Raw genomic sequence first — 18,488 nt, 5'->3', positions numbered from 1 at the left:
TGTAGTATATTCAGGGTCGGTGGGAAAGCAAGGCGGGCGGGTCGGCCGACAGATCCCCCACCGGACGCCCGGCCAGGAACGCGGCGATGTCCTTGCGGAAGTGCATTCCGGGGAAGGACACCGTGTCTACCTGCGCATAGGCCTGCCGCCTAGCCTCGGCGAGATGGTCGCCCCAGCCGACGGCGGTGAACACTCTGCCGCCGGCCACCTGCAGAGATCCTTGGTCCCGTTTCGTAGCTCCGTGAAAGAGGGTGCCCTGGCGGTCCGCGCCGGATCCGGCGGATTCGGAAATGGTGATTGGATCCCCTAGCCGGGGGTTGTCGGGATAGCCGGAAGCGGCGATGACGACTCCCACCACGGAAAGGGGATGCCGAATGAGGCGGAGATCGCCGAGGTCGTCCCGGCAGACCGCGCGGGCGATTTCGCTGAGCGGGGTCCCCAGGGTGGGGAGGAGCACCTGTGCCTCTGGATCTCCGAAGCGGACGTTGATCTCGAGGAGGAAAGGACCTTCCCGGGTCATCATGAGCCCCGCATAGAGGACTCCGCGATAGTCGAGTTTCTCCCCGAGGCAGGCGGCGTGCAGCCGCGAAAAGATCGACTGCTCGATCTGCCGCAACAAGGAGGGAGAGACCAACGGGCTCGGCAGAAAGGCGCCCATGCCCCCTGTGTTCGGTCCGCGATCTCCGTCATCGATCCGCTTGTAGTCGTGAGCAAAGCCAAGGACCGTATACTGCTTGGCATCAAAGAGGGCGAAGGCCGAGAGCTCCACTCCTTCCAGAAAGGCTTCGATCAGGATGCGGTGGCCGGCCGATCCGTAGAGGCGCCGCTCCATCAGAGCGGCGATCGCATGCCGGGATTGCGTAAAATCCGTTGCGATGAAGACCCCCTTGCCGGAGGCGAGTCCGTCGGCCTTGATCACCTGGGGGAAAGGGAACCCGCGGCTGAACGCGATCGCCTCGCGCGGGTCGTCGAAAGAGCGGGCTTCGGCTGTCGGGATGCCGTAGCGCTGCGCGATCTCCTTCATCCATACCTTGCTTCCTTCCAGCTGTGCCGCACGGCGGGCGGGGCCGAAGACCGGAAGGTTATGGCGGCCGAACGCGTCGACGATGCCGGCGCAGAGGGGGGCCTCGGGCCCTACCACCGTCAAGTCGGGACGCAGCTCCCGGGCGTGGCGAACGAGCGAGTCGATGTCGGCGGCGGCGATCGGCAGATTGTCGGCCAACAACGCCGTTCCGGCATTGCCGGGGGCGACGTAGATCTTTTCGACCGAGGGGTCCTGGCGAAGCGACCAGCAGAGCGCGTGCTCACGCGAACCCCCTCCCACAACCAAAACCTTCACGGCGTGCCTCGAAATGCGTAGATCATCGGAGCGGAGGGGAGCTCGGAGGCGGTGAGCGAAAATTCCGAACCGTCGATCCACCGGATGTTCGGGCGGCTGTCCAAATATTCCGAGAGAGGCCGCAATTCTAAGTCGCCGCTGAGCTCCGTCCGGTAGGCGATGGGGACGATGATGCGCGCGGAAAGATCGCTCGCGATCTTGTCCAGCTCGGAAACCAACAAGGTATCCCGCCCGACGGGAAGAAAGAGAACGTCCACCTTGCCGAATTCCGCCTGCAACTCCGGGGTGAGAGGATGTCCCAGGTCCCCCAGGTGCGCAAAGCGGATTCCATCGAGATCAAAGACAAAAGCGGTGTTATGCCCGTGTATCGCTCCCTGGGATTTGTCCCGAAACGTAGTGATTCCTCGGAAGAGAAGGCCGCGGGCGTTGTTCGTCCCCGTGGCGGCCACGCTGCGGAAGACCTGAGGCGATCCCTGGATGCGTTCGCCGGCCGACCGATCGTTCGCTTCATTGCTGATCAAGACCACATCAGCCTGGAGTGCGGCCGGGAAATGGTAGTGGACCGTCTCATCCCCGAACGGATCGATGGCGATGCGGATCCCGGAAGAGGCGATGAGATAGATGAAGGCATGACCGTACCACCGGACGAGAACGCCGGGCGCCTCCGCGTGGCTCGAAGGGAAAAAGGATAGGAAGACCGCTTGGGCGGCAACCAGGAGGAGGACTGGATAGCTCCGCAATCCGGGAAAGCGGCGCCTCCGGCGGCCGGAGAGAGAACTCTTCTGGTCGCGCCGTGTTCTTAGCCACATAATCCGCCGAACCGGAGCCAACGGGTCTCGAACCCGCAACCTCTGCCGTGACAGGGCAGCGCTCTAACCAATTGAGCTATGGCTCCCTGGTTTGTTCGATGCGCCTATCCGTCCTGCCCGGCGGAAGGCGTTTCGCAGGGATTCCATCCCATGGAAGAATAGCCACCATATTCCACGATTCCCGTGGCTGACAATGGAAATCTCTCTGCCGGCCCGATGCCGTCAGCGGGTCCGGGGAGCGCATCGGTTCCGCGCGGAGTCCTCCCCCGATCAAAACACTCGTGGGAGCCCTTCATGGAGAAAGTGGACTTGCGAAAGAATGCCCGCCTGGCTCGCGGCGACGAGCAGCCGATAGGCCGGTTCATGAGGCGGCTCATAGCTCATCCGATAAGTTCCGAAATGCATGGGTATGAGTATCTTGCCCTGAAGCTCCAGAAAGGCTTGTATCGCCTTTTCCGGCGTGATGTGGGACACGCGCTTCGACGGTTGATCGTAGCAGCCGATCGGCATTAGGACGATTTCCGGTCGGATCCGCCGCCCGATCTCCGGAAACCCGTCGAAGTAGGCGGTATCGCCGCAGTGGTATATCGTGCGGCCGCCGTAGGAGAGCGCATAGCCCCCGTATCCCCGATCGCTGTCGGCGAGGTAGCGGGCGCCCCAATGACGGGCGGGTGTGAATACGATGGAGAGTCCATCGAAGTCCCAGCGATCCCACCAAGCCATCTCGCGCACTTGGTCAAAACCGAGGCCGCGCACGAGGCTGCCGACCTTCGAGGGGACTACGGCGGGTTGACGGGTGGCGACTTCGCGGAGCGAGCGCCGGTTGAGATGGTCGAAATGCGCATGGGTGATCAGCACCAGGTCGATGGCCGGCAGGTCCTCGATGGCGATACCGGCTCGTTTGAGCCGGCGGATCACGAGCATCCAATTGGCCCAGTTCGGATCGATCAGGATGTTGTGTCGAGGCGTCTGGACAAGAAACGACGCATGGCCGACCCAAGTGAGGCAGACCTGCCCTTCGCTCAGGCTCGGGAAGGACGGCGAGTGACGTACGCCCTCGCGGCGGGCGAAGAGCGAAGGCAACAGGACATCGAGCAGAAAGTTCCGCCGCCCCTTCTTCGGCCGCTGGGATCTGTGCACCGTGCGGGGATGGCCTTGGATTAGGCGCGGCTAGGACCTGCGGCCCCCGCGCGGGAATCTCTGGCTCCTGCGCTCGGATGCACCATCCGGAGAGGGACGATCCAGGCGATAGAGAATGCGCGCCTTGGTCAAATCGTGGGGCGACATCTCCAACTTGACGCGGTCTCCGCACGTCAAGCGGACGAAGTGCTTCCTCATTTTGCCGGAAATGTGCGCGAGCACCTGATGCTGGGTTTCGTCCAGCTCCACTCGGAACATCGTGCCCGGAAGGATGGTGACGATCGTACCTTCAACTTCGATGGTGTTCGGTGTAGTCATTATTGGCGGCGAAACCGGAGAACTTCCTCACGGATCCTTGTGCAGAGCCAAGGAACCGCCCGGCTTCTGCAAGAGGGCGACGTAGTCGCCTAATACGTTCAGCGCTTCCTCAAGGGTGAAGTCGTTGCGGACTTGCGGAGTTCCGTCTTCCCAGTTCCTCTCCTCCATCTCCCGGATGGACGATGGATCTCCGGCCCCGTCCGCAGCGGAACTCTTCGCCGTCGAGGGAGGCAGAAGCTTCATGGGCTTCCGGCTCCGCGCAGACTCGATATCCAGGAAATAGATGTTTTCGTTCGGAGCCGGTCGACGGGCCCGCTTAGCCTCCAGGGCCGCCTTGCTCGCTTCCGCCTCCTGCTTTTCCTTGAGGCGGACTGCCTGATTGAGGGAAACGGCTTTGTCCTCGTTCTTGCGCTTGAGGAGATCGATCTGGGTCAGCACGTAAGCGAAGTCGGGATTGGCCGCCACCCGTTCCGAGGAACGCTTCTGCAAGATGGGTATGAACGGCGCCTCCTCGCCGACCTTTTGATAGAAGACCGGCGGGATAGCATCGGCGGGAAGGGCGTTCGGAAGCGACGATTCGCCGAGGTCGAGATAATCGTCCACCGAGGGGAGGACGACGTCCGAGGCCACGCCCCGCTGCTGGGTGCTCAGCCCCGTCACCCGATAGAACTTCTGCACGGTCACCTTGAGCTTGCCCGGATCCCCGTGGAAATCCCAGGGAACATAATCGGATAGCGGCAGAAGGGTTTGCACCGTCCCCTTGCCATGCGTGGCCTGGTCGCCGACCACCACGGCCCGACCGTAGTCCTGGAGAGCGGCGGCTACGATTTCCGATGCGGAAGCACTGAATCGACTCACCAGGACGACCATTGGCCCGGTATAGGAAAGGTGATCCCGGGAGATGCGAAACGATTGGATGCGTCCCCGGTAATCCTTTACTTGCAGGACCGGCCCTTCCCGCAGGAATAGGCCAGTGAGGTTGATCGCCTCTTCGAGCATGCCGCCGCCGTTTCGGCGGAGATCGAGGATGAGGCCGGAAATCCGCTCCTTTTCCAGCCGTTTGAGCAGGAGTGCGACGTCTTCGCTGCACTTCTCATAGAACCCGGGCAGCTGGATCACGCCGAAGCGTTCGGTCGGATGTCCCTGAGCGTCGGTTCGCTCGTAGACGAGCGCCCGTGCCTGCTGCTCCGTGAGCTTGACCACGTCGCGGGAGAGGCAGATTGTCCGGCGCACCGATTCGTCGGTGGCATCGGCCGGAATCACGATCAGAGTCACCTTAGTCCCGCGTTCACCGCGGATCTGCTCGACGACCTTGCTGAGCTTCATGTCAACCACGTCGACCGGCTCTCCGTGCTCCTGTTGCACGGCCACAATCCGATCATTGGGTTTGAGCCGTTTGTCCAGATCGGCCGGAGCGCCGGGAACCAGGCTGACGATTTTCGGATACCCGTCCTCCGATTTGAGCACGGCTCCGATGCCGGTCAACGAGAGCTTGATGCTGTTGATCTCAAAGTTCTCCGCCTCGCTCGGGGACTGGTAATCCGAATGCGGATCGTAGGCGTGAGCCAGGGCGTTGAGGTAGTAGTCGAGAATCTCCTCGGTGTCAGCTTCCCGCATCTCCTTGAGGAAGCGGCTGTACCGGCGGGCGATGGTCTTTCGGGTCTGGGCCGGGTTTTCCTTGGCCAGCAAGCCTTGGAGGAGCTCGAACTTGACTCGTTTTCTCCAGAGCTCATGCGCCTCGGCGGCGTCCTTCGGCCAGGGCAGCTTGCTCCGATCTGGCCGGTAGGTTTCCTCCTTGGAGAAGTCATGCGGCTCCGCGAGGAGAGTTTCGATGCCGCGTTCCTGCTCCGCCGCGCGCATCAGGAAGCGATTGTAGATGTCCAGAGCCGGCGAAATGTCCTCCCTACGGGTGTATTCTCCCAGAGTGGTCCCGTACTTTTTCTCGAACTCGTCGATGTCGGACTGGAGAAATATCGAATGGTTGAAGTCGAGGGCATCGAGATAGTTGCGGAGGGCCGTCTGCGATACGTTGGCATCGAACGGCTTTTGGGAGAAATGGGCTTGCTGCAGGAAGATCGCCACGAGCTTCGCGACCTTGCCGCATTGCGTCTGGTCCATGTCGGCGAAGGCCGCCGGCGACAGCGCGAGGAGCAGAACGAAGAGCCAGAAATGACGCAAAATACCCCTCATAAAAATTCCTTTGCATAATAAGCGCGAAACGCCTCGGGAAGCAACACCCGCCCGTCCTCCTGCTGATGATTTTCCAGGAGGGCCGCCAGAAGGCGCGGCAGGGCGGTGCCCGATCCGTTGAGGGTATGGCAGTAGCGCGGCTTGCCGGCGGGATCAGGCCGGCAGCGGAGGTTCATCCGGCGGGCCTGGAAATCCTCCAGGTTGCTGCAGGAGGAGACCTCCAGCCATGCACCGACTCCCGGCGCCCACACTTCCAGGTCGTAGCATTTGGCCGCCCCGAACCCCATGTCGCCGGAGCAGAGCAGGGTGACGCGGTAGGGGATCTCGAGCCGCCGGAGGACCTCTTCGGCGTGACGCACGAGATCTTCCAAAGCCTCGTAGGAGCGTTCTGGATGCACCACCTGGACCAGCTCGACCTTTTCGAATTGATGGAGGCGCAGCAGACCGCGGGTGTCCTTCCCAGCACTTCCCGCTTCTCGGCGGAAACAGGGGCTGTAGGCGACGTAGCGGAGGGGAAGCGCCGACTCCGGAAGGATTTCCTCCCGGTGGAGGTTCACCAACGCCAGCTCCGCGGTCGGAAGGAGGTAGAGGTCATCGGCCGGGATGCGGTACATCTCCTCGGCGAATTTCGGGAGATGGCCGCTGCCGACGGCGACCTCGCCCCGGACGAGAAACGGCGGCCAGATTTCCGTGTATCCGTGTTCCCTCACGTGCAGGTCGAGCATGAAGCGCAGAAGCGTTCGCTGCAGGCGGGCTCCCTCGCCGCGGTAGAGTGCGAAGCCGCTGCCGGCCAGCTTGACGGCGGCGGCGAAATCCAGCCAGCCGCGTGCTTGTCCGATCTCCCAATGGGGTTTAGGCGGAAAGGAGAACGAGCGCGGGTTCCCCCAGGAACGGACCGTCTGATTGGCGGCCGAGTCGTTTCCAAGCGGCACGGTGGGATGGGGTAGGTTGGGAAGAAGCAGCAGCAGACCGCGGACCTCAGCTTCCAGCTGCTGCCGCTTACCTTCGAGCTCCTCGATCGCTTTCCCCAGATTTCGCATATCGATCAGGAGCTCCGCGGGCGGCTCTTCCCTTCCGCGGCGCAATCCGATTTCCCGGCTCACCTGCTTGCGCTTGGCCCGCATCCCTTCGACCGAGTGGATGACCGCCCGGAGCTTCTCGTCGAGCTGGAGGAGCCGGTCGACCAGCTCGTCGTCTCCACGGCCTCGGGTCCGGAGGCGCTCGCGAGCTTCTTGGGGGTTCTGACGGAGCCAGTGAATGTCGAGCATGGGACAACCCGGATCGCCTCAGGTGATTTCTTCGCCCGTGATCGCGTTGAGAAGCGTGAACTGCTCGGCTCCCAGGCGGGTATCGGTCCGGAAATAGAGCTTCCCCTGAAGCCGCCGCTCGAGGTCGAGCAGAAGCTCCTCATCTTCGGTTTTCAATCGTTCGAGAGTCGAAGGAAGGACGAGGACGCGAAGCTCCTTGACCTCCGGATGGAGCCGCATGGCCCGGACGATGGCCCGCTGAATCTCGATGCTCATGGTTTCCGGAGACTTGACCATCCCCCGTCCCTGGCAGGTGGGGCACGGAACATAGAGGGAGTGCCGGATGCTTTCCTGGACGCGCTGTCGGGTCATCTGGACGAGGCCGAAGTCGGACATAGGCAGAATGTTGATCTTCGCCTTGTCGCGCCGCACGCATTCCTTTAGCCTCTGCACGACGGCTTCTCCTTCCCGGCGGCTCTTCATGTCGATGAAATCGATCACGATCAAGCCTCCGATGTTGCGCAGGCGCAGCTGCCGCGCGATTTCCCGCGCGGCCTCCATATTGGTCTGGAATATGGCTCCTCCTTGGTCCCGTCCGCAGCGGGCCCTCCCCGTGTTGACATCGATGGCGACGAGAGCCTCGGTCTCATCGATCACGATGTAGCCGCCGCTGGCGAGCTCCACCTTTCGGCCGAAGGCGGTGTCGATCTGTTTTTCGATGTTGAGCCGTTCGAAGAGCGGGGTGGGATCCTTGTAGGAGACGATCTTTTTCTGCGATCGGGAGGAAATGAGCCCTACCATCTCGCGGACGCGCTTGGCTTCCTCCTCGTCATCGATGAGGATCCGCTCCACGTCGTCGGTCAGAAAATCCCGCACCGTCCGCTGGATGAGATCCGGCTCTTGGTAGACAAGGCTCGGAGCGGGCAGGGAGCGGATCTTATCGTTGATCTCTTGCCATTGCTGGAGGAGCAAGGCCAGATCCCGGACGAAATAGCGCGCTCGCGCGCCCTCCCCCACCGTGCGGAAGATCAACCCCATTCCTTCGGGAACGTCGAGCGAGTCGAGGATCTTCCGGAGCCGCGCACGCTCCTTCGGGTCCTCGATTTTTCGGGAGATGCCGAACTGCTCGCTGAACGGGGTGAGCACCAGATATCGGCCGGCCAGGCTTATATTGGTGGTGACACGGGCCCCTTTGGTTCCGATGGGGCCTTTGGTGACCTGGACGACCACCTCGGAGCCGGCCGGGTAGATTTTGGGGATGTCGTCGGCCCGAGGAGGACGGGCTTTGCTTTTGCGCCTGCGCCGCTCGACCGTTTCGAAGCTTGCATCGAGGGCGGCGGGAATGGCGTCCCAATAGTGGAGGAATGCGTTTTTCCCCACCCCGATGTCGACGAAGAGCGCTTTGAGGGCGGGCTCCACATTGTTGACGCGCCCCTTGTAGATGTTGCCGGCGATCCCGCGCTGCCCGCGCCGTTCAATGGCCAACTCTTCCAACTGGCCATCTTCCAGGAGGGCGACCCGGTACTCCAGCGGCTCGCAGCTGATGGCGATTTCCTTTGTGTTCGCGTTCGGCTTCAGACGGACCCAACGCCGGATTCGGTCGAAAAACATGATTGGTCTCCTTCTTTTCTTGCCATCGTCTCTGCCGGGAGCCGCCGGTGGAGCGGCATGCCGGCCGATGGCGGTTTGCTGAAGTCTTCTCCAGAATGGATCGAGGGCGCGGCTGGGCGGCCGGCGGCGGATCACCCGCTCCGTCTCCCTCCTCGGGAAGGACGAATCGGCGGGCAATCGCGACAAGGGCGCCGCTCAGCCTCTTCAGGTGTCGGGCGATGGTCGGTTGTCTTCGGTTTTCCGATGGATCCATACGCTCTCCACCAGGCCCAATCCCGCAAGGCAGGTAATGAGGAAGGTTCCTCCATAGCTGATGAACGGCAAGGGAATGCCAGTGATCGGCACCACCTTGATCGTCATCCCGACATTCACGAAAATATGCGTAAAAAGAATCGTGGCGATCCCCACGGCGAGGGCGCGGCCCGCCGCCTCCCGAGCGCCGAAGGCGATCCGGAGGCAGAGCAGGAGCAGGAGGCACTCGCCGGCGATGACCGCCGCTCCCCCGAGAAAGCCCCACTCCTCTCCCACTACCGAGAAGATGAAGTCGGTGTAGGAGATGTTCTTCGGCAGAAACCCGAGCATGTTCTGGGTGCCTTTGAGATAGCCTTTGCCGGAGAACCCGCCGGAACCGATCGCGATGAGGGATTGGTTGATCGTCCAGCCCGCGCCGAGCGGATCGAGAGTGGGATCGAAGAACGTGCGGATTCGGTTCATCTGGTACGGCTTGAGTCCGGGGATGTCCCAGCCGAGCTTGCCGACCCCGATGTAGGCATAGGCGAGCACCCCCAGCAGGCCGAGCAGGCCCAGAAGGACATAACGCATCTTCAAACCGCCGACGAAAAGGATGGCGAAGCAGAGAGGCAGGAATACGCCGGCGGACCCAAGCGCCGGCTGCTTCAGAACAAGGATCATGGGGACCAGCATGGCCGCCACGAGCGGGGCCGCGAAAAGGAGCCCGCGATGGTTGGTCCGGTCCACCCACCAAGCCCCCAGGAGGACGAAGCTGATTTTGGTGAAATCGGCGGGTTCGACGCTAATCGGGCCGAAGTGGAGCCAGCTCTTGGCCCCGTTGACGGTCTGGCCGATCATGAGCACGACCGCAAGCGCAGGAAGAGAGGCCAGAAAGAAAAGCCATCCCCATTTTACCCAGACGCGGTAATCGATGAAGGAAAGGACGAAGAAGGCCGCCATGCCGATTAGGAACCAAGCGGCTTGCGAAAAGGCCGCGTTGCGGAAATCCTGGCTTTCGCTCGAGTAGGTAGCGCTATAGACGACGACGATTCCGAAAGCTGCCAGGGCGGCTGCCACCAGCGGAAGCGACCAGTCGAACCGCGTCACCTTGGTCAGGAAGCTCAGGTGCTCGTTTTCCCCCATGGCTGCTTGTTTCCTACCCTTGATCCGATGAAGAGTCCTCCTGGCTGTCTTCCTCTTCGCGGACCGGAACGGCGGGGCGGACCGGCTGGCCCGTGTCGGTCTTCGGTTGAATCTCTGTGAGGCCGTTGAAGTTGCCCTTAGCCGGAGTGAAGTAGACAAGCTGCGGAGCGGTCCCCGTGCGCTCCAAGGCCAAAAGTCCTTCTACGATCTTGTGGGCGATCGGTCCGGCCGTGGCTCCGCCGCTGATGCCCCCTTCGACCAGGACGCCGAAGGCGTACCTCGGACGATCGTACGGGACGAAGCCGACGAACCAGGCCCGAGTATCGTTGTAGAGCTTCCCCTTCCACTTCCGCTTCGCCTGGGCGGAGCCGGTCTTGCCGGCGATGGCGACTCCGGGGATCGCCACCGAATGGCCGGTTCCGCTTTCGACCACGGCGAGCAAGCCCTTCCGGACGGCGTCGAGATCTTCTCTGCGCATTCCGAGATCGGCGCGCGGCCGGGGAGGGATGGAAGCGATCTGGCGGCCTTGCGCGTCGCTGACGCCGACGACCAGCCGGGGATAGAGAAGGGTGCCCCCGTTGGCGACGGCGCTGATCAAAAGCACCATTTGCAGAGGGGTGACTTCGAGGAAGCCCTGTCCGATCGAGAGGTTGGCCGTATGCGCGGTCGTCCATCGCTCGAGCGGGTGATGGATCTTCATCCATTCCGGCCCCGGCAGGATGCCGGAGGCTTCACCGAGATAGGAAAGCCCGGTCGGCTGCCCGAAGCCGCAAAGGGCGGCCATCTCGTCCAGATGCTTGATCCCCGTGCGGATGCCCACCTGATAGAAGAAGGTGTTGCACGAATACTGGAGCGCCTCCACGAGGTTGATGTTCCCGCGTCCGGTCTTGGTCCAGTCGTGAAAGAGGTGCCCGCCGATGTCGATCGCGGCGGGAGAATAAATCTGGGTGCTCGGTGTGATGGCCCCGTATTTCAGGGCGGCCAGGGAGACCAGCACCTTGAACGTGGATCCGGGGGAGTACGCGGCGACGCTCCGGTTGAGGAGGGGGCGCGTCGGATCGGTGGTCAGCCTCGTCCAGTCTTCGTGGCTGATCCTGGGGATGAACACGTTGGGGTCGAAATCGGGGACGGAGGCCATGGCCAAGATATCCCCGGTGTTCGGATCCATGACGATGGCCGCCCCTCGACCCACGTCACGGAGAGCCTCTTGCACGATCGCCTGCATCCGCGCGTCGAGGGTGAGATAGACCGAAGAGCCGAGGCCGGGGCTCTTGTAGGCCTCCTCCGCTACGATGTAGCCGCGATAGTTGACCCGGAGAATCCTCCCGCCAGGCTTCCCTTGCAGCTGTCCATCCATCAGCCGTTCGACACCGATGCGGCCGATCGTTTCCAGCTCGTTTCCGTCGGGTCCGAGGTCCTCCTTCTCTGCCGGAGGTCCCACATAGCCGAGGATATGCGAAGCGAAGGCTCCGAAATTGTAGTGGCGCACCGGCCGCACTGCCACGTCGATGCCGGGAACGCCCAAGTTCTGCTCGGCAAACCGCGCGACGCTGACGTAGCTAAGGTCCGAAGCGAAGCGATAGGGGACGCTCGGGCTTGTGAAGTAGTGGCGCTGAAGCTCATTCGGATCGAGCTTCACTTCCAGGTGCAAGGCGTTGGCGATCGGGATCAGATCGGTCATGACGATCCGGTAGATGTCGGGCTCCTTGCGCAGCAAGGTCGCACCTCCCATTCTCCGTTCCACCAGGATGCGAGGCACCCGGCCCCGATGGCGCTTCGGGTAGTCGCGCACGAGCTGGTCGAGGTAGAGATCGATCTCGTAGGTGGCGCGGTTCTCGGCAAGAGCGATCCCGTTTCGATCCAGGATCGGGCCGCGGGCGCCGTCCAGGCGGAGGGCGATCGTGGTCTGGTTGCGTAGCCGGCTGGCGTACGTCTGTCCTTCCACGACTTGCAGGACCCACAGGCGGGCGACCAGGAGCCCCAGGCACGCCGTGATCAGGATGGCGACGATGCCGATGCGCAGCTTGGGCCGGTAGGGCGGAGGGGAAGCGAGCGGTTCCATCAGAGCCATTCGATCTCCACCAGATCTTCTTCCTGCTCCTCCGGCGCCTTGGCCTGCAGCAGTCGGAAGCTCCAGTCGAAAGCCCATCCGACGGGAAAGCTGATCACGGCCGTCAGCGCCGACGCGATTCCGAATTCGCCCCACGCGGCCGCAATCCCGCCCCAGTGGCGCAGTTCCAGCAGCCGGACCGCGTGCGAGGATGCCAGGACGGCGAAGGTGGCCAGGCCGGCGAGCGGAGGGAAAAATGGGAGGCTGCGCCACGAAAGCGACTCCCGGAGTAGAAAGACCAGGATGGCGGCCAGCGTAAAGGCAAACACACTCGGACCGATCGGCCCGGCCGTGAGCAGATCCCGCCAGAATCCGGCGGCCGCCGCAAGGCCGAAGGAGACGATGATGGGAAGGCGGAAGGCGGCATAGGCGATCAGGAGCGCAGGCAGATCCGGCTTCACACGCAGCAGAGGCAGGTTCGGGAGAACCATTTGCACGGGCGTGGCCACAACGAAAAGTAGAAGGCAAAGAAGGGCCGGCACCGTGTAGAGCGCCTTACGGCCAAGGCCAGCGCCTAACCAGCGCATCGTGACTCCTCTACCCGCATCGTTCGCCTTCCTCTATAGCGCCTTCAAAAGGCCATAGCAATGGAAAGCAGCGGCAGGGCCCTCTCGCCTACCGCTCCGGCAGAACGATGAACACCTCGGAAACCTGCGCCAGATCGGCGCCCGGGTCAACCGTGGCCTCGCGATAGAGCCCGAAGGATCGGGAAGCTTCTAGCGGCAGCACTTGCGTCACGCTGCCTACGTACAGCCCGGCGGGGAACACGCCGCCTAGGCCGCTCGTCAAAATCCGCTCTCCGGCGGCCACCTGGGCATTTCTCGGCAGATAGATCATGCGCGCGTACGGCTTGTTGTCCGCCGGGGTCCCCGCGCCGACGACCAGCCCTTGATCCTTCGAGACCTCGCTCACGGCGGAGATTTTGCAATTCTCATTGGTGAGTAATATAATCTGACTTAAGTTACGGGCGATGATCCCGGTTTTGCCCACGACTCCGCGAGGAGTGACGACCGGAAGATCCGAAGAGAGGCGCCCGTCATCCCCCCAGCCGATATCGACGTAAATGTTGCTCCACCAATTCGAGGGATCCCGGCTGATGACGCGGCAGGATAGCAGGTGGAACGATGAGTTGTGCCGGAAGGAAAGCATTTCCCGGAGGCGCTCATTTTCCTCCTTTAGGTGGCTCAGATAGCTGTTCTGCATCGCCAGCTCTGCGTTTCGGACGCGCAGCTGCTTGAGTTCGCCCTGGATCTGGTTCAGTGTCTTGGTGCCCAGCTCGAAATCGTCCCAGAACTTCACGCAACGATCCCAGATCGAGAGGAAAGGCGAGGCCATTTCCAGCCCGATCTTGTGCAGCTGCCGCTCCCAGGCGCGCGGGAGGGCCAGTCCGATCAGGACCAGGAACAGGGAAGCGACACCCAGGTAAAGCGGCACTCGCCCGATTCTTCGGGGGAACCCGACGGCCGGCTCCCGGTGAGCGGATGGCGGCGAATCTTCGTCGACCGGCATGATGCGAAGATAACTCAGATAGCGGCGATCGCCTACGGCAAGGATGCTCTCAATCTTAGCGACGACCCTCCGCCCGGGCGACCTTTTTGAGAATCGAATATTCCTCCAAAATCGCTCCGGTGCCCTCGGCGACGGCGCTGAGCGGATCTTCGGCGACATGCACGGGCAGAGAGGTCTCTTCGGTCAGCAAGCGGTCGAGCCCGCGCAGGAGAGCGCCCCCTCCCGCCAGCACGACGCCTCTTTCCAAAAGATCGGCGGAGAGCTCCGGAGGGCATCGTTCCAAGGTGATGCGGACAGACTCGACGATCACCGAAAGAGTTTCCATCATGGCTTCACGCACCTCTTGCGAGGTGATCGTCAAGGTCTTCGGAAGCCCGGCGACCAGATCGCGCCCGCGTACCTCCATGGAGGTTTCCGTCTCCAGAGGATGGGCGGAGCCGATCCGCATCTTGATCTCTTCGGCCGTCCGCTCGCCGATCATCAGATTATAGGCGCGTCGGAGATAATTGGAAATGCTCTCGTCGAGCTCATCGCCCGCAACCCGCACGCTGCGCGAGTAGACGATGCCCGAAAGGGATATGATCGCCACCTCCGTGGTCCCGCCGCCGATGTCGACGATCATGTTGCCGGACGCCTCTTGGATGGGAAGCCCCACCCCGATCGCCGCCGCCATCGGCTCCTCGACCAGATAGACTTCCCGAGCGCCCGCCTGCCGTGTCGACTCTTCTACCGCCCTCCGCTCGACCTCCGTGATCCCGCTGGGCACGGCGATGACGACCCTCGGCCGCCGGAACATAAACCTTGCTTGTGTTTTGCGGATGAAGGTCTTGAGCATCTCGCCGGCGAGGTCGAAGTCCGCGATGACTCCATCCTTCAGAGGGCGGATCGCTTGGATGTTCCCGGGAGTGCGGCCCAGCATCCGTTTGGCTTCCCCGCCGACGGCCACGACCTGCTTGGTTGCCGGGTGCACCGCCACGACCGAAGGCTCCCGCAGGACGATGCCTTTGCCGCGAATGTAGACCAAGGTGTTCGCCGTTCCGAGATCGATGCCGATGTCGTTGGTGAGCGCGGAGGATGCCCATTCCCACAGGCGCGGTGAGAGCCGCCTGCCGAAGTGGCCCCGTTCCGAAGGAGGCCCAGCCGGCTTCGGCGGTGTGGATTCGAGAAGCGGAGGAATATTCACGAGTCTAATTGCAGCTTGAAAAAAAAGGGATCGGATTGCTAGAAAAAAGCGCGGCGTCGTTTCCTCGGCCTCTTTCGGCATCTCGGCGGCTCCATCGGGAAGATTCCGTATCGATCGCGGGGGCACGGGGAATGCGGCGGATCGGCGTCATGGAAGCAATGGCGGAGCCAGGGAGCGGCGAGGAGGGAGGGCCACCCGCTCCATGGATCGTCGGCACCGTCACCACAGCCGCCGGCTTGTCCTTTCTCCGAGAAGAGTCGCCCGTCCATTTGGTGGAGATCCGGCTCGACGCCCTGAGAGAAGCTGGAGTTCCCGAGTGCTACGTGCGTGCTTCCCTGGCGGCACGCCGCCGGCCCGCTCTCTTGACGCTCCGAACGCCGGAAGAAGGGGGAAGACGGCGCTGGTCGGAGGGAGAGAGAGAAAGGCTGCTCGCGGAGCTTTTCCCGGTTGTGGATGCCCTGGATGTCGAATACCGGTCCCTCGAGCCGTGGCGGGCATGGTGGGAACGGGCGCGGGCGGAGCGGAAGTGGCGGATTCTCTCCGTCCATTGGCTGGAGCGCAGCCCGGGCGAGGAAAAGATCCTTGAGATCTGCTCCTCCCTGGAACGTGCGATGCCGGACTGGGGGAAAATCGCCCTTCGCCTTCGCGAACCCGGCGACCTCCGCTGCCTGGCGCGGGTGTTGCTCGAACGGCGATCTCAAGCGTGGGCTCTCATGGGATTGGGACCGTGGGCGGGACTCTCGCGCCTGGTGCTTTCCGCCCTCGGAAGCGAGCTGGTCTATGGCTATCTGGACGAGCCGGCGGCCCCCGGCCAGCCCTCGGTGGCGGAGCTCGCGCTCGGGCTGCGCTCCTGGGGACTGGGAGCATCGTCCGGCCGGAGGATGATGCGGGCTCCCGGGCGGTAAGCGAGGTAAGCCCAGGCCCATTCCAAGAGGACGACTGCCTTGTTGCGGAATCCGATCAAAAAGACCAAGTGGATGGCCAGCCAGGCGAACCAAGCGATCGGGCCGTTGACACGCCTCGCCCAATCCAGGTGACGGCAGCCGCCGGAAGTCGACCCCGGTCGGGTCACCTCCGGCGGTGACCGGGCCCAGAAAGCTTCCTCTGCCGACGGATGTCCTCCGTGGTCGTGGTTCCTTGGAAACCGTCAAGAAGCCGGCCAGAGATCCGGCGGGTCCGGGATATCGACGTATTCTCCGACCGGCGCCTCCCGCCCACCTCGTTCGATCGAACGGGCGACTACAAGCCTTCCCAGAGTAGATGGACCGGGAGAAAGTTGCTGGCCCGTACGATGATTTCCGTCTTCTTGTACGGGGAAATCGTGAAAGGAAAGAGGCTCCAATACTCCTGGCCTCCTTCCTCGGTCACGAGCCAGAGAAAATAACGGCCGCTCTGGAAGCGCCCGTTCTGATCAAGCCGGCGCCATTCGAAGTGACCGTCGGCCCGGATCGGAATCGTGGCGATGATCGAGTGTCGGGGCAGGGCGAGCAACTGCTTCTGAAAAGTCGCCCGCGCCTCCGCCGCCCGCTCCGCCGCGGCGGCCAGTTCGGCTTGGTTCGTCGTGAACTCTTGCTGGAGAGGCACCATCTCCTCTTCCGACTCCGCAATGCGTCCTTCCAGGAGAGAAATGTGATTGCGGATCTCCGCCACCTTCGGGGCTACCTGCTCCTGGAGTTTCTCGGTCTTTTTTTTGAGTTCCCGCTTCTTCCGCTCGTAATTGCTTTGAAATTCGTGCCAAACCTTAAGACCCTCTTCCGCCCACTTCCGCTCTTCGGTCACGTTTACGGAAGGAGGCGCGGAATAGAGAGCCAGCTCGTAGGCGTTCGCCCATGCCTCGGGCGCGCGGATCGCGATGTCTTTCTCTTCTAGCGGTATGCCGATCTGCTTGCTCCGCTCGAGGAACTTCGACTCGATCTGCGCGCTGACGGCATCGTACTCTCGCTCCAGCGCGGCCCCCTCCGTCGCCCAAAGCTCCTTTCCTTTCTCCTGGGCCTCCTTCCCGACGTTCTTGAGCTCCTCTTCGGCCGAATGCAGCTGTTCCTTCAGCAAGCGGATGCGTTCCTGCTGGGCCACAAGGTCGGAGCGGACGTGCTGCAGCGCCAGCTCGCAGTTGTGTACGGTCTGGCTATAGGGCTCTAACGAGGTTCCGCAATCGCGGCGCAAGGCGCGTATGTCCCCGGAGAAGTCGTGGACGATATACGCCTTGGCCGGCATGGGAAGCCTGCCGGAAAAGACCTGACCGTCGATCTGCGTTTCACGCAGGGAATAATAGGTTCCGAACCCTGTGGCGGCCACCGCGCTGTAGAAGAAGAGGCGCGCAAAAACGGCGATCCAGAGTCCGCGGCTGACACAGGGCTTCGCCGCCTTTCCCTTTCCGAGAACCTCCTCGCGCAGCTCCTCGTCGGAAACGGCGGTCGACGAACGGAGGCGGGATGCTCCCGTTCCTTCCCAACTGCCCGGAGCGGCGAACGGATCGGAAGGGGCATGCCGGCGAGCGGCCGGCGCGGAACCGCCGGCCTTCGTTGCAGATGCGCTCGGGCTCGAGCCGGATAAGGAGCGAGGCGGGCGGTGCGTTCCCCGACCTGCCGCCATCCAGGGAGGGGCATTGCCCCGCGGGCCCCTCCGGGAGGCGAGGGGGGGGCGGACGGCCCGGGCTTCGGAGTCTTCCGATTGGAGCTTTCCGTCCCTATTGCCGGGTGGCTTGCTCATTGCAGGTGACGCTCGCTATAGCGTAAGTCCCCAAGCGCACGATCCAAGCGGAATCTCCACAGACCTCCCGGCAGCAGGCCTGCACCGCATCTGGCGGAGGCGGCACCGACACTTCCCAGAGGGCGGCCGACTCCGGCTCGCGGGCCGGGTCCCTGCCTCTTTTCCGGGCGTCGGCCCGAATCCAGCAACCTCCCCAGCGACGCGTCCAGCGGTCCATCGATTCCCTGGATGCTCCCGCCAGGAAGAAGACGGCCTTGTGCGGCTCCGGAACGTCGGGAGGGAGCGGCTGCCCCCCGCCGGCCGTCACGATATAGAAGCCGAAGCGGGCCGCCCGGCTGTGCGGGAAAGCGGAGGGGCAATCGATCTCGCCCCGGATGGTCCAGCAAGGGGGCAGGGCTGGGGAAGCTTCGCGGGGCGCGGTCGGAAGATCGAGCAGTCCCTGTTTGGGGACAACGAGGACATCGATCGACTGTGCCGCCAGCAGCCTCTTGCCCTCGGCCGCGGACCGGACCAGACGGAAGCGATCGGAGGCACCGAAGCGGCTGTGGGCTGCGAGCAACCCGGCGGCCCCGCCGGCGCACCCGATGCGCAGCACTCCTTGCTCGGCCCGCGCGCTGGAGAAGATTTCCAGGAAGATCGCCCGGATCGCCCGCTCGGAGAGGGAGCCGGCGTTGCGCCGGATCAGATCCGCGATCACCGCTTCTTCCCGGATCGGATCGAAAATCAAGAAACCATTCCGGCGCTTCCAATCGCCGACAGCCCGCGCGATTTCCATGCGCCGGTTGAGAAGAGCCAGAAGCCGGGCGTCGATTTCGCCCATCTGGAGGCGAAGCCGGGCGATCTCCCGCTCCGATGGGCTCATCTCATCCATGGGCGATCTCTGGTGGGAATGGATCCGGCGGCGGGAAAACGCACCCACAGCCAGCCCCCTGTTTCCTCGGATCGATCC

At 63.1% G+C, this 18,488-nt stretch carries 15 protein-coding genes and 1 tRNA gene; 1 reads left to right on the top strand and 15 read right to left on the bottom strand.

From position 1 onward, the window contains the following. Window positions 1-10 precede the first annotated feature (10 nt). The 13 genes from purD to MTHMO_RS08340 form a co-directional block, all read right to left on the bottom strand. Entirely contained in the window at window positions 11-1,339 is a 1,329-nt protein-coding gene (gene purD / locus MTHMO_RS08400; protein WP_202214374.1) for a phosphoribosylamine--glycine ligase, read from the bottom strand. Continuing rightward, window positions 1,336-2,148 (bottom strand): MBL fold metallo-hydrolase, encoded by an 813-nt coding sequence (locus MTHMO_RS08395; RefSeq protein ID WP_202214373.1) that lies wholly within the window; start codon window positions 2,146-2,148, stop codon window positions 1,336-1,338. Before MTHMO_RS08395 ends, purD begins: the two co-directional genes overlap by 4 nt. Before the next feature lie 12 nt (window positions 2,149-2,160). Continuing rightward, window positions 2,161-2,234, bottom strand: a tRNA-Asp gene (locus MTHMO_RS08390). 184 nt (window positions 2,235-2,418) lie between these two features. Then, window positions 2,419-3,288, bottom strand: a complete 870-nt coding sequence (locus MTHMO_RS08385; protein ID WP_202214372.1) for an MBL fold metallo-hydrolase — start codon at window positions 3,286-3,288, stop codon at window positions 2,419-2,421. 30 nt (window positions 3,289-3,318) lie between these two features. Beyond that, window positions 3,319-3,606 carry a translation initiation factor IF-1 gene (infA, locus tag MTHMO_RS08380; protein ID WP_202214371.1) on the bottom strand — a complete coding sequence of 96 codons (288 nt, stop codon included), beginning with the start codon at window positions 3,604-3,606 and terminating at the stop codon, window positions 3,319-3,321. 27 nt (window positions 3,607-3,633) lie between these two features. Then, window positions 3,634-5,796 carry a carboxy terminal-processing peptidase gene (locus MTHMO_RS08375; RefSeq protein WP_202214370.1) on the bottom strand — a complete coding sequence of 721 codons (2,163 nt, stop codon included), beginning with the start codon at window positions 5,794-5,796 and terminating at the stop codon, window positions 3,634-3,636. Further along, the gene (gene serS, locus MTHMO_RS08370) at window positions 5,793-7,064 is read right to left on the bottom strand and encodes a serine--tRNA ligase (RefSeq protein WP_202214369.1); all 1,272 of its coding nucleotides are present in this window, start codon (window positions 7,062-7,064) and stop codon (window positions 5,793-5,795) included. Before serS ends, MTHMO_RS08375 begins: the two co-directional genes overlap by 4 nt. 18 nt (window positions 7,065-7,082) lie before the next feature. Beyond that, window positions 7,083-8,654: an Rne/Rng family ribonuclease gene (locus MTHMO_RS08365; protein WP_202214368.1), complete on the bottom strand. Its 1,572-nt coding sequence runs from the start codon at window positions 8,652-8,654 to the stop codon at window positions 7,083-7,085. A 204-nt stretch (window positions 8,655-8,858) separates the two neighbouring features. Then, on the bottom strand, window positions 8,859-10,028 hold the full coding sequence (rodA, locus tag MTHMO_RS08360; protein ID WP_202214367.1) for a rod shape-determining protein RodA: 1,170 nt from the start codon (window positions 10,026-10,028) through the stop codon (window positions 8,859-8,861). Between the two features lie 13 nt (window positions 10,029-10,041). Continuing rightward, window positions 10,042-12,099 (bottom strand): penicillin-binding protein 2, encoded by a 2,058-nt coding sequence (gene mrdA, locus MTHMO_RS08355; RefSeq protein ID WP_237394854.1) that lies wholly within the window; start codon window positions 12,097-12,099, stop codon window positions 10,042-10,044. Next, window positions 12,090-12,665: a rod shape-determining protein MreD gene (gene mreD / locus MTHMO_RS08350; protein ID WP_202214366.1), complete on the bottom strand. Its 576-nt coding sequence runs from the start codon at window positions 12,663-12,665 to the stop codon at window positions 12,090-12,092. The genes mrdA and mreD overlap by 10 nt, the downstream gene beginning before the upstream one ends. Before the next feature lie 88 nt (window positions 12,666-12,753). Next, window positions 12,754-13,647 (bottom strand): rod shape-determining protein MreC, encoded by an 894-nt coding sequence (mreC, locus tag MTHMO_RS08345; RefSeq protein ID WP_237394853.1) that lies wholly within the window; start codon window positions 13,645-13,647, stop codon window positions 12,754-12,756. Window positions 13,648-13,702: 55 nt separating this feature from the next. Next, window positions 13,703-14,737, bottom strand: coding sequence for a rod shape-determining protein (locus MTHMO_RS08340; RefSeq protein WP_202214890.1), 1,035 nt, complete (start codon window positions 14,735-14,737; stop codon window positions 13,703-13,705). Between the two features lie 242 nt (window positions 14,738-14,979). Here MTHMO_RS08340 and MTHMO_RS08335 point away from each other — a divergent pair, with 242 nt between their 5' ends. Further along, window positions 14,980-15,735 carry a type I 3-dehydroquinate dehydratase gene (locus tag MTHMO_RS08335; protein ID WP_202214365.1) on the top strand — a complete coding sequence of 252 codons (756 nt, stop codon included), beginning with the start codon at window positions 14,980-14,982 and terminating at the stop codon, window positions 15,733-15,735. A 334-nt stretch (window positions 15,736-16,069) separates the two neighbouring features. On the opposite strand, the gene MTHMO_RS08330 is transcribed toward MTHMO_RS08335, so the two are convergent. Then, window positions 16,070-17,539 carry a hypothetical protein gene (locus tag MTHMO_RS08330; protein ID WP_202214364.1) on the bottom strand — a complete coding sequence of 490 codons (1,470 nt, stop codon included), beginning with the start codon at window positions 17,537-17,539 and terminating at the stop codon, window positions 16,070-16,072. Then, entirely contained in the window at window positions 17,517-18,401 is an 885-nt protein-coding gene (locus tag MTHMO_RS08325) for a chorismate mutase (RefSeq protein WP_202214363.1), read from the bottom strand. The genes MTHMO_RS08330 and MTHMO_RS08325 overlap by 23 nt, the downstream gene beginning before the upstream one ends. Window positions 18,402-18,488 lie beyond the last annotated feature (87 nt).

Origin of the sequence: Methylacidimicrobium sp. AP8 (assembly GCF_903064525.1) — a bacterium.
In the GTDB taxonomy this organism is placed as follows: Bacteria; Verrucomicrobiota; Verrucomicrobiia; order Methylacidiphilales; family Methylacidiphilaceae; genus Methylacidimicrobium.
Note: the sequence above shows the minus strand (reverse complement) of the source record. Positions and strands in the feature narration are given on the sequence as shown.

Bases quoted from the DNA above. Each gene is read 5' to 3' on its own strand.
- MTHMO_RS08365 (WP_202214368.1), bottom strand. From the start codon at position 8,654: ATGTTTTTCGACCGAATCCGGCGTTGGGTCCGTCTGAAGCCGAACGCG.
- MTHMO_RS08395 (WP_202214373.1), bottom strand. From the start codon at position 2,148: ATGTGGCTAAGAACACGGCGCGACCAGAAGAGTTCTCTCTCCGGCCGC.
- mrdA (WP_237394854.1), bottom strand. From the start codon at position 12,099: ATGGCTCTGATGGAACCGCTCGCTTCCCCTCCGCCCTACCGGCCCAAG.
- MTHMO_RS08375 (WP_202214370.1), bottom strand. From the start codon at position 5,796: ATGAGGGGTATTTTGCGTCATTTCTGGCTCTTCGTTCTGCTCCTCGCG.
- MTHMO_RS08330 (WP_202214364.1), bottom strand. From the start codon at position 17,539: ATGAGCAAGCCACCCGGCAATAGGGACGGAAAGCTCCAATCGGAAGAC.
- serS (WP_202214369.1), bottom strand. From the start codon at position 7,064: ATGCTCGACATTCACTGGCTCCGTCAGAACCCCCAAGAAGCTCGCGAG.
- mreD (WP_202214366.1), bottom strand. From the start codon at position 12,665: ATGCGCTGGTTAGGCGCTGGCCTTGGCCGTAAGGCGCTCTACACGGTG.
- mreC (WP_237394853.1), bottom strand. From the start codon at position 13,647: ATGCCGGTCGACGAAGATTCGCCGCCATCCGCTCACCGGGAGCCGGCC.
- MTHMO_RS08335 (WP_202214365.1), top strand. From the start codon at position 14,980: ATGGAAGCAATGGCGGAGCCAGGGAGCGGCGAGGAGGGAGGGCCACCC.
- rodA (WP_202214367.1), bottom strand. From the start codon at position 10,028: ATGGGGGAAAACGAGCACCTGAGCTTCCTGACCAAGGTGACGCGGTTC.
- MTHMO_RS08325 (WP_202214363.1), bottom strand. From the start codon at position 18,401: ATGAGCCCATCGGAGCGGGAGATCGCCCGGCTTCGCCTCCAGATGGGC.
- infA (WP_202214371.1), bottom strand. From the start codon at position 3,606: ATGACTACACCGAACACCATCGAAGTTGAAGGTACGATCGTCACCATC.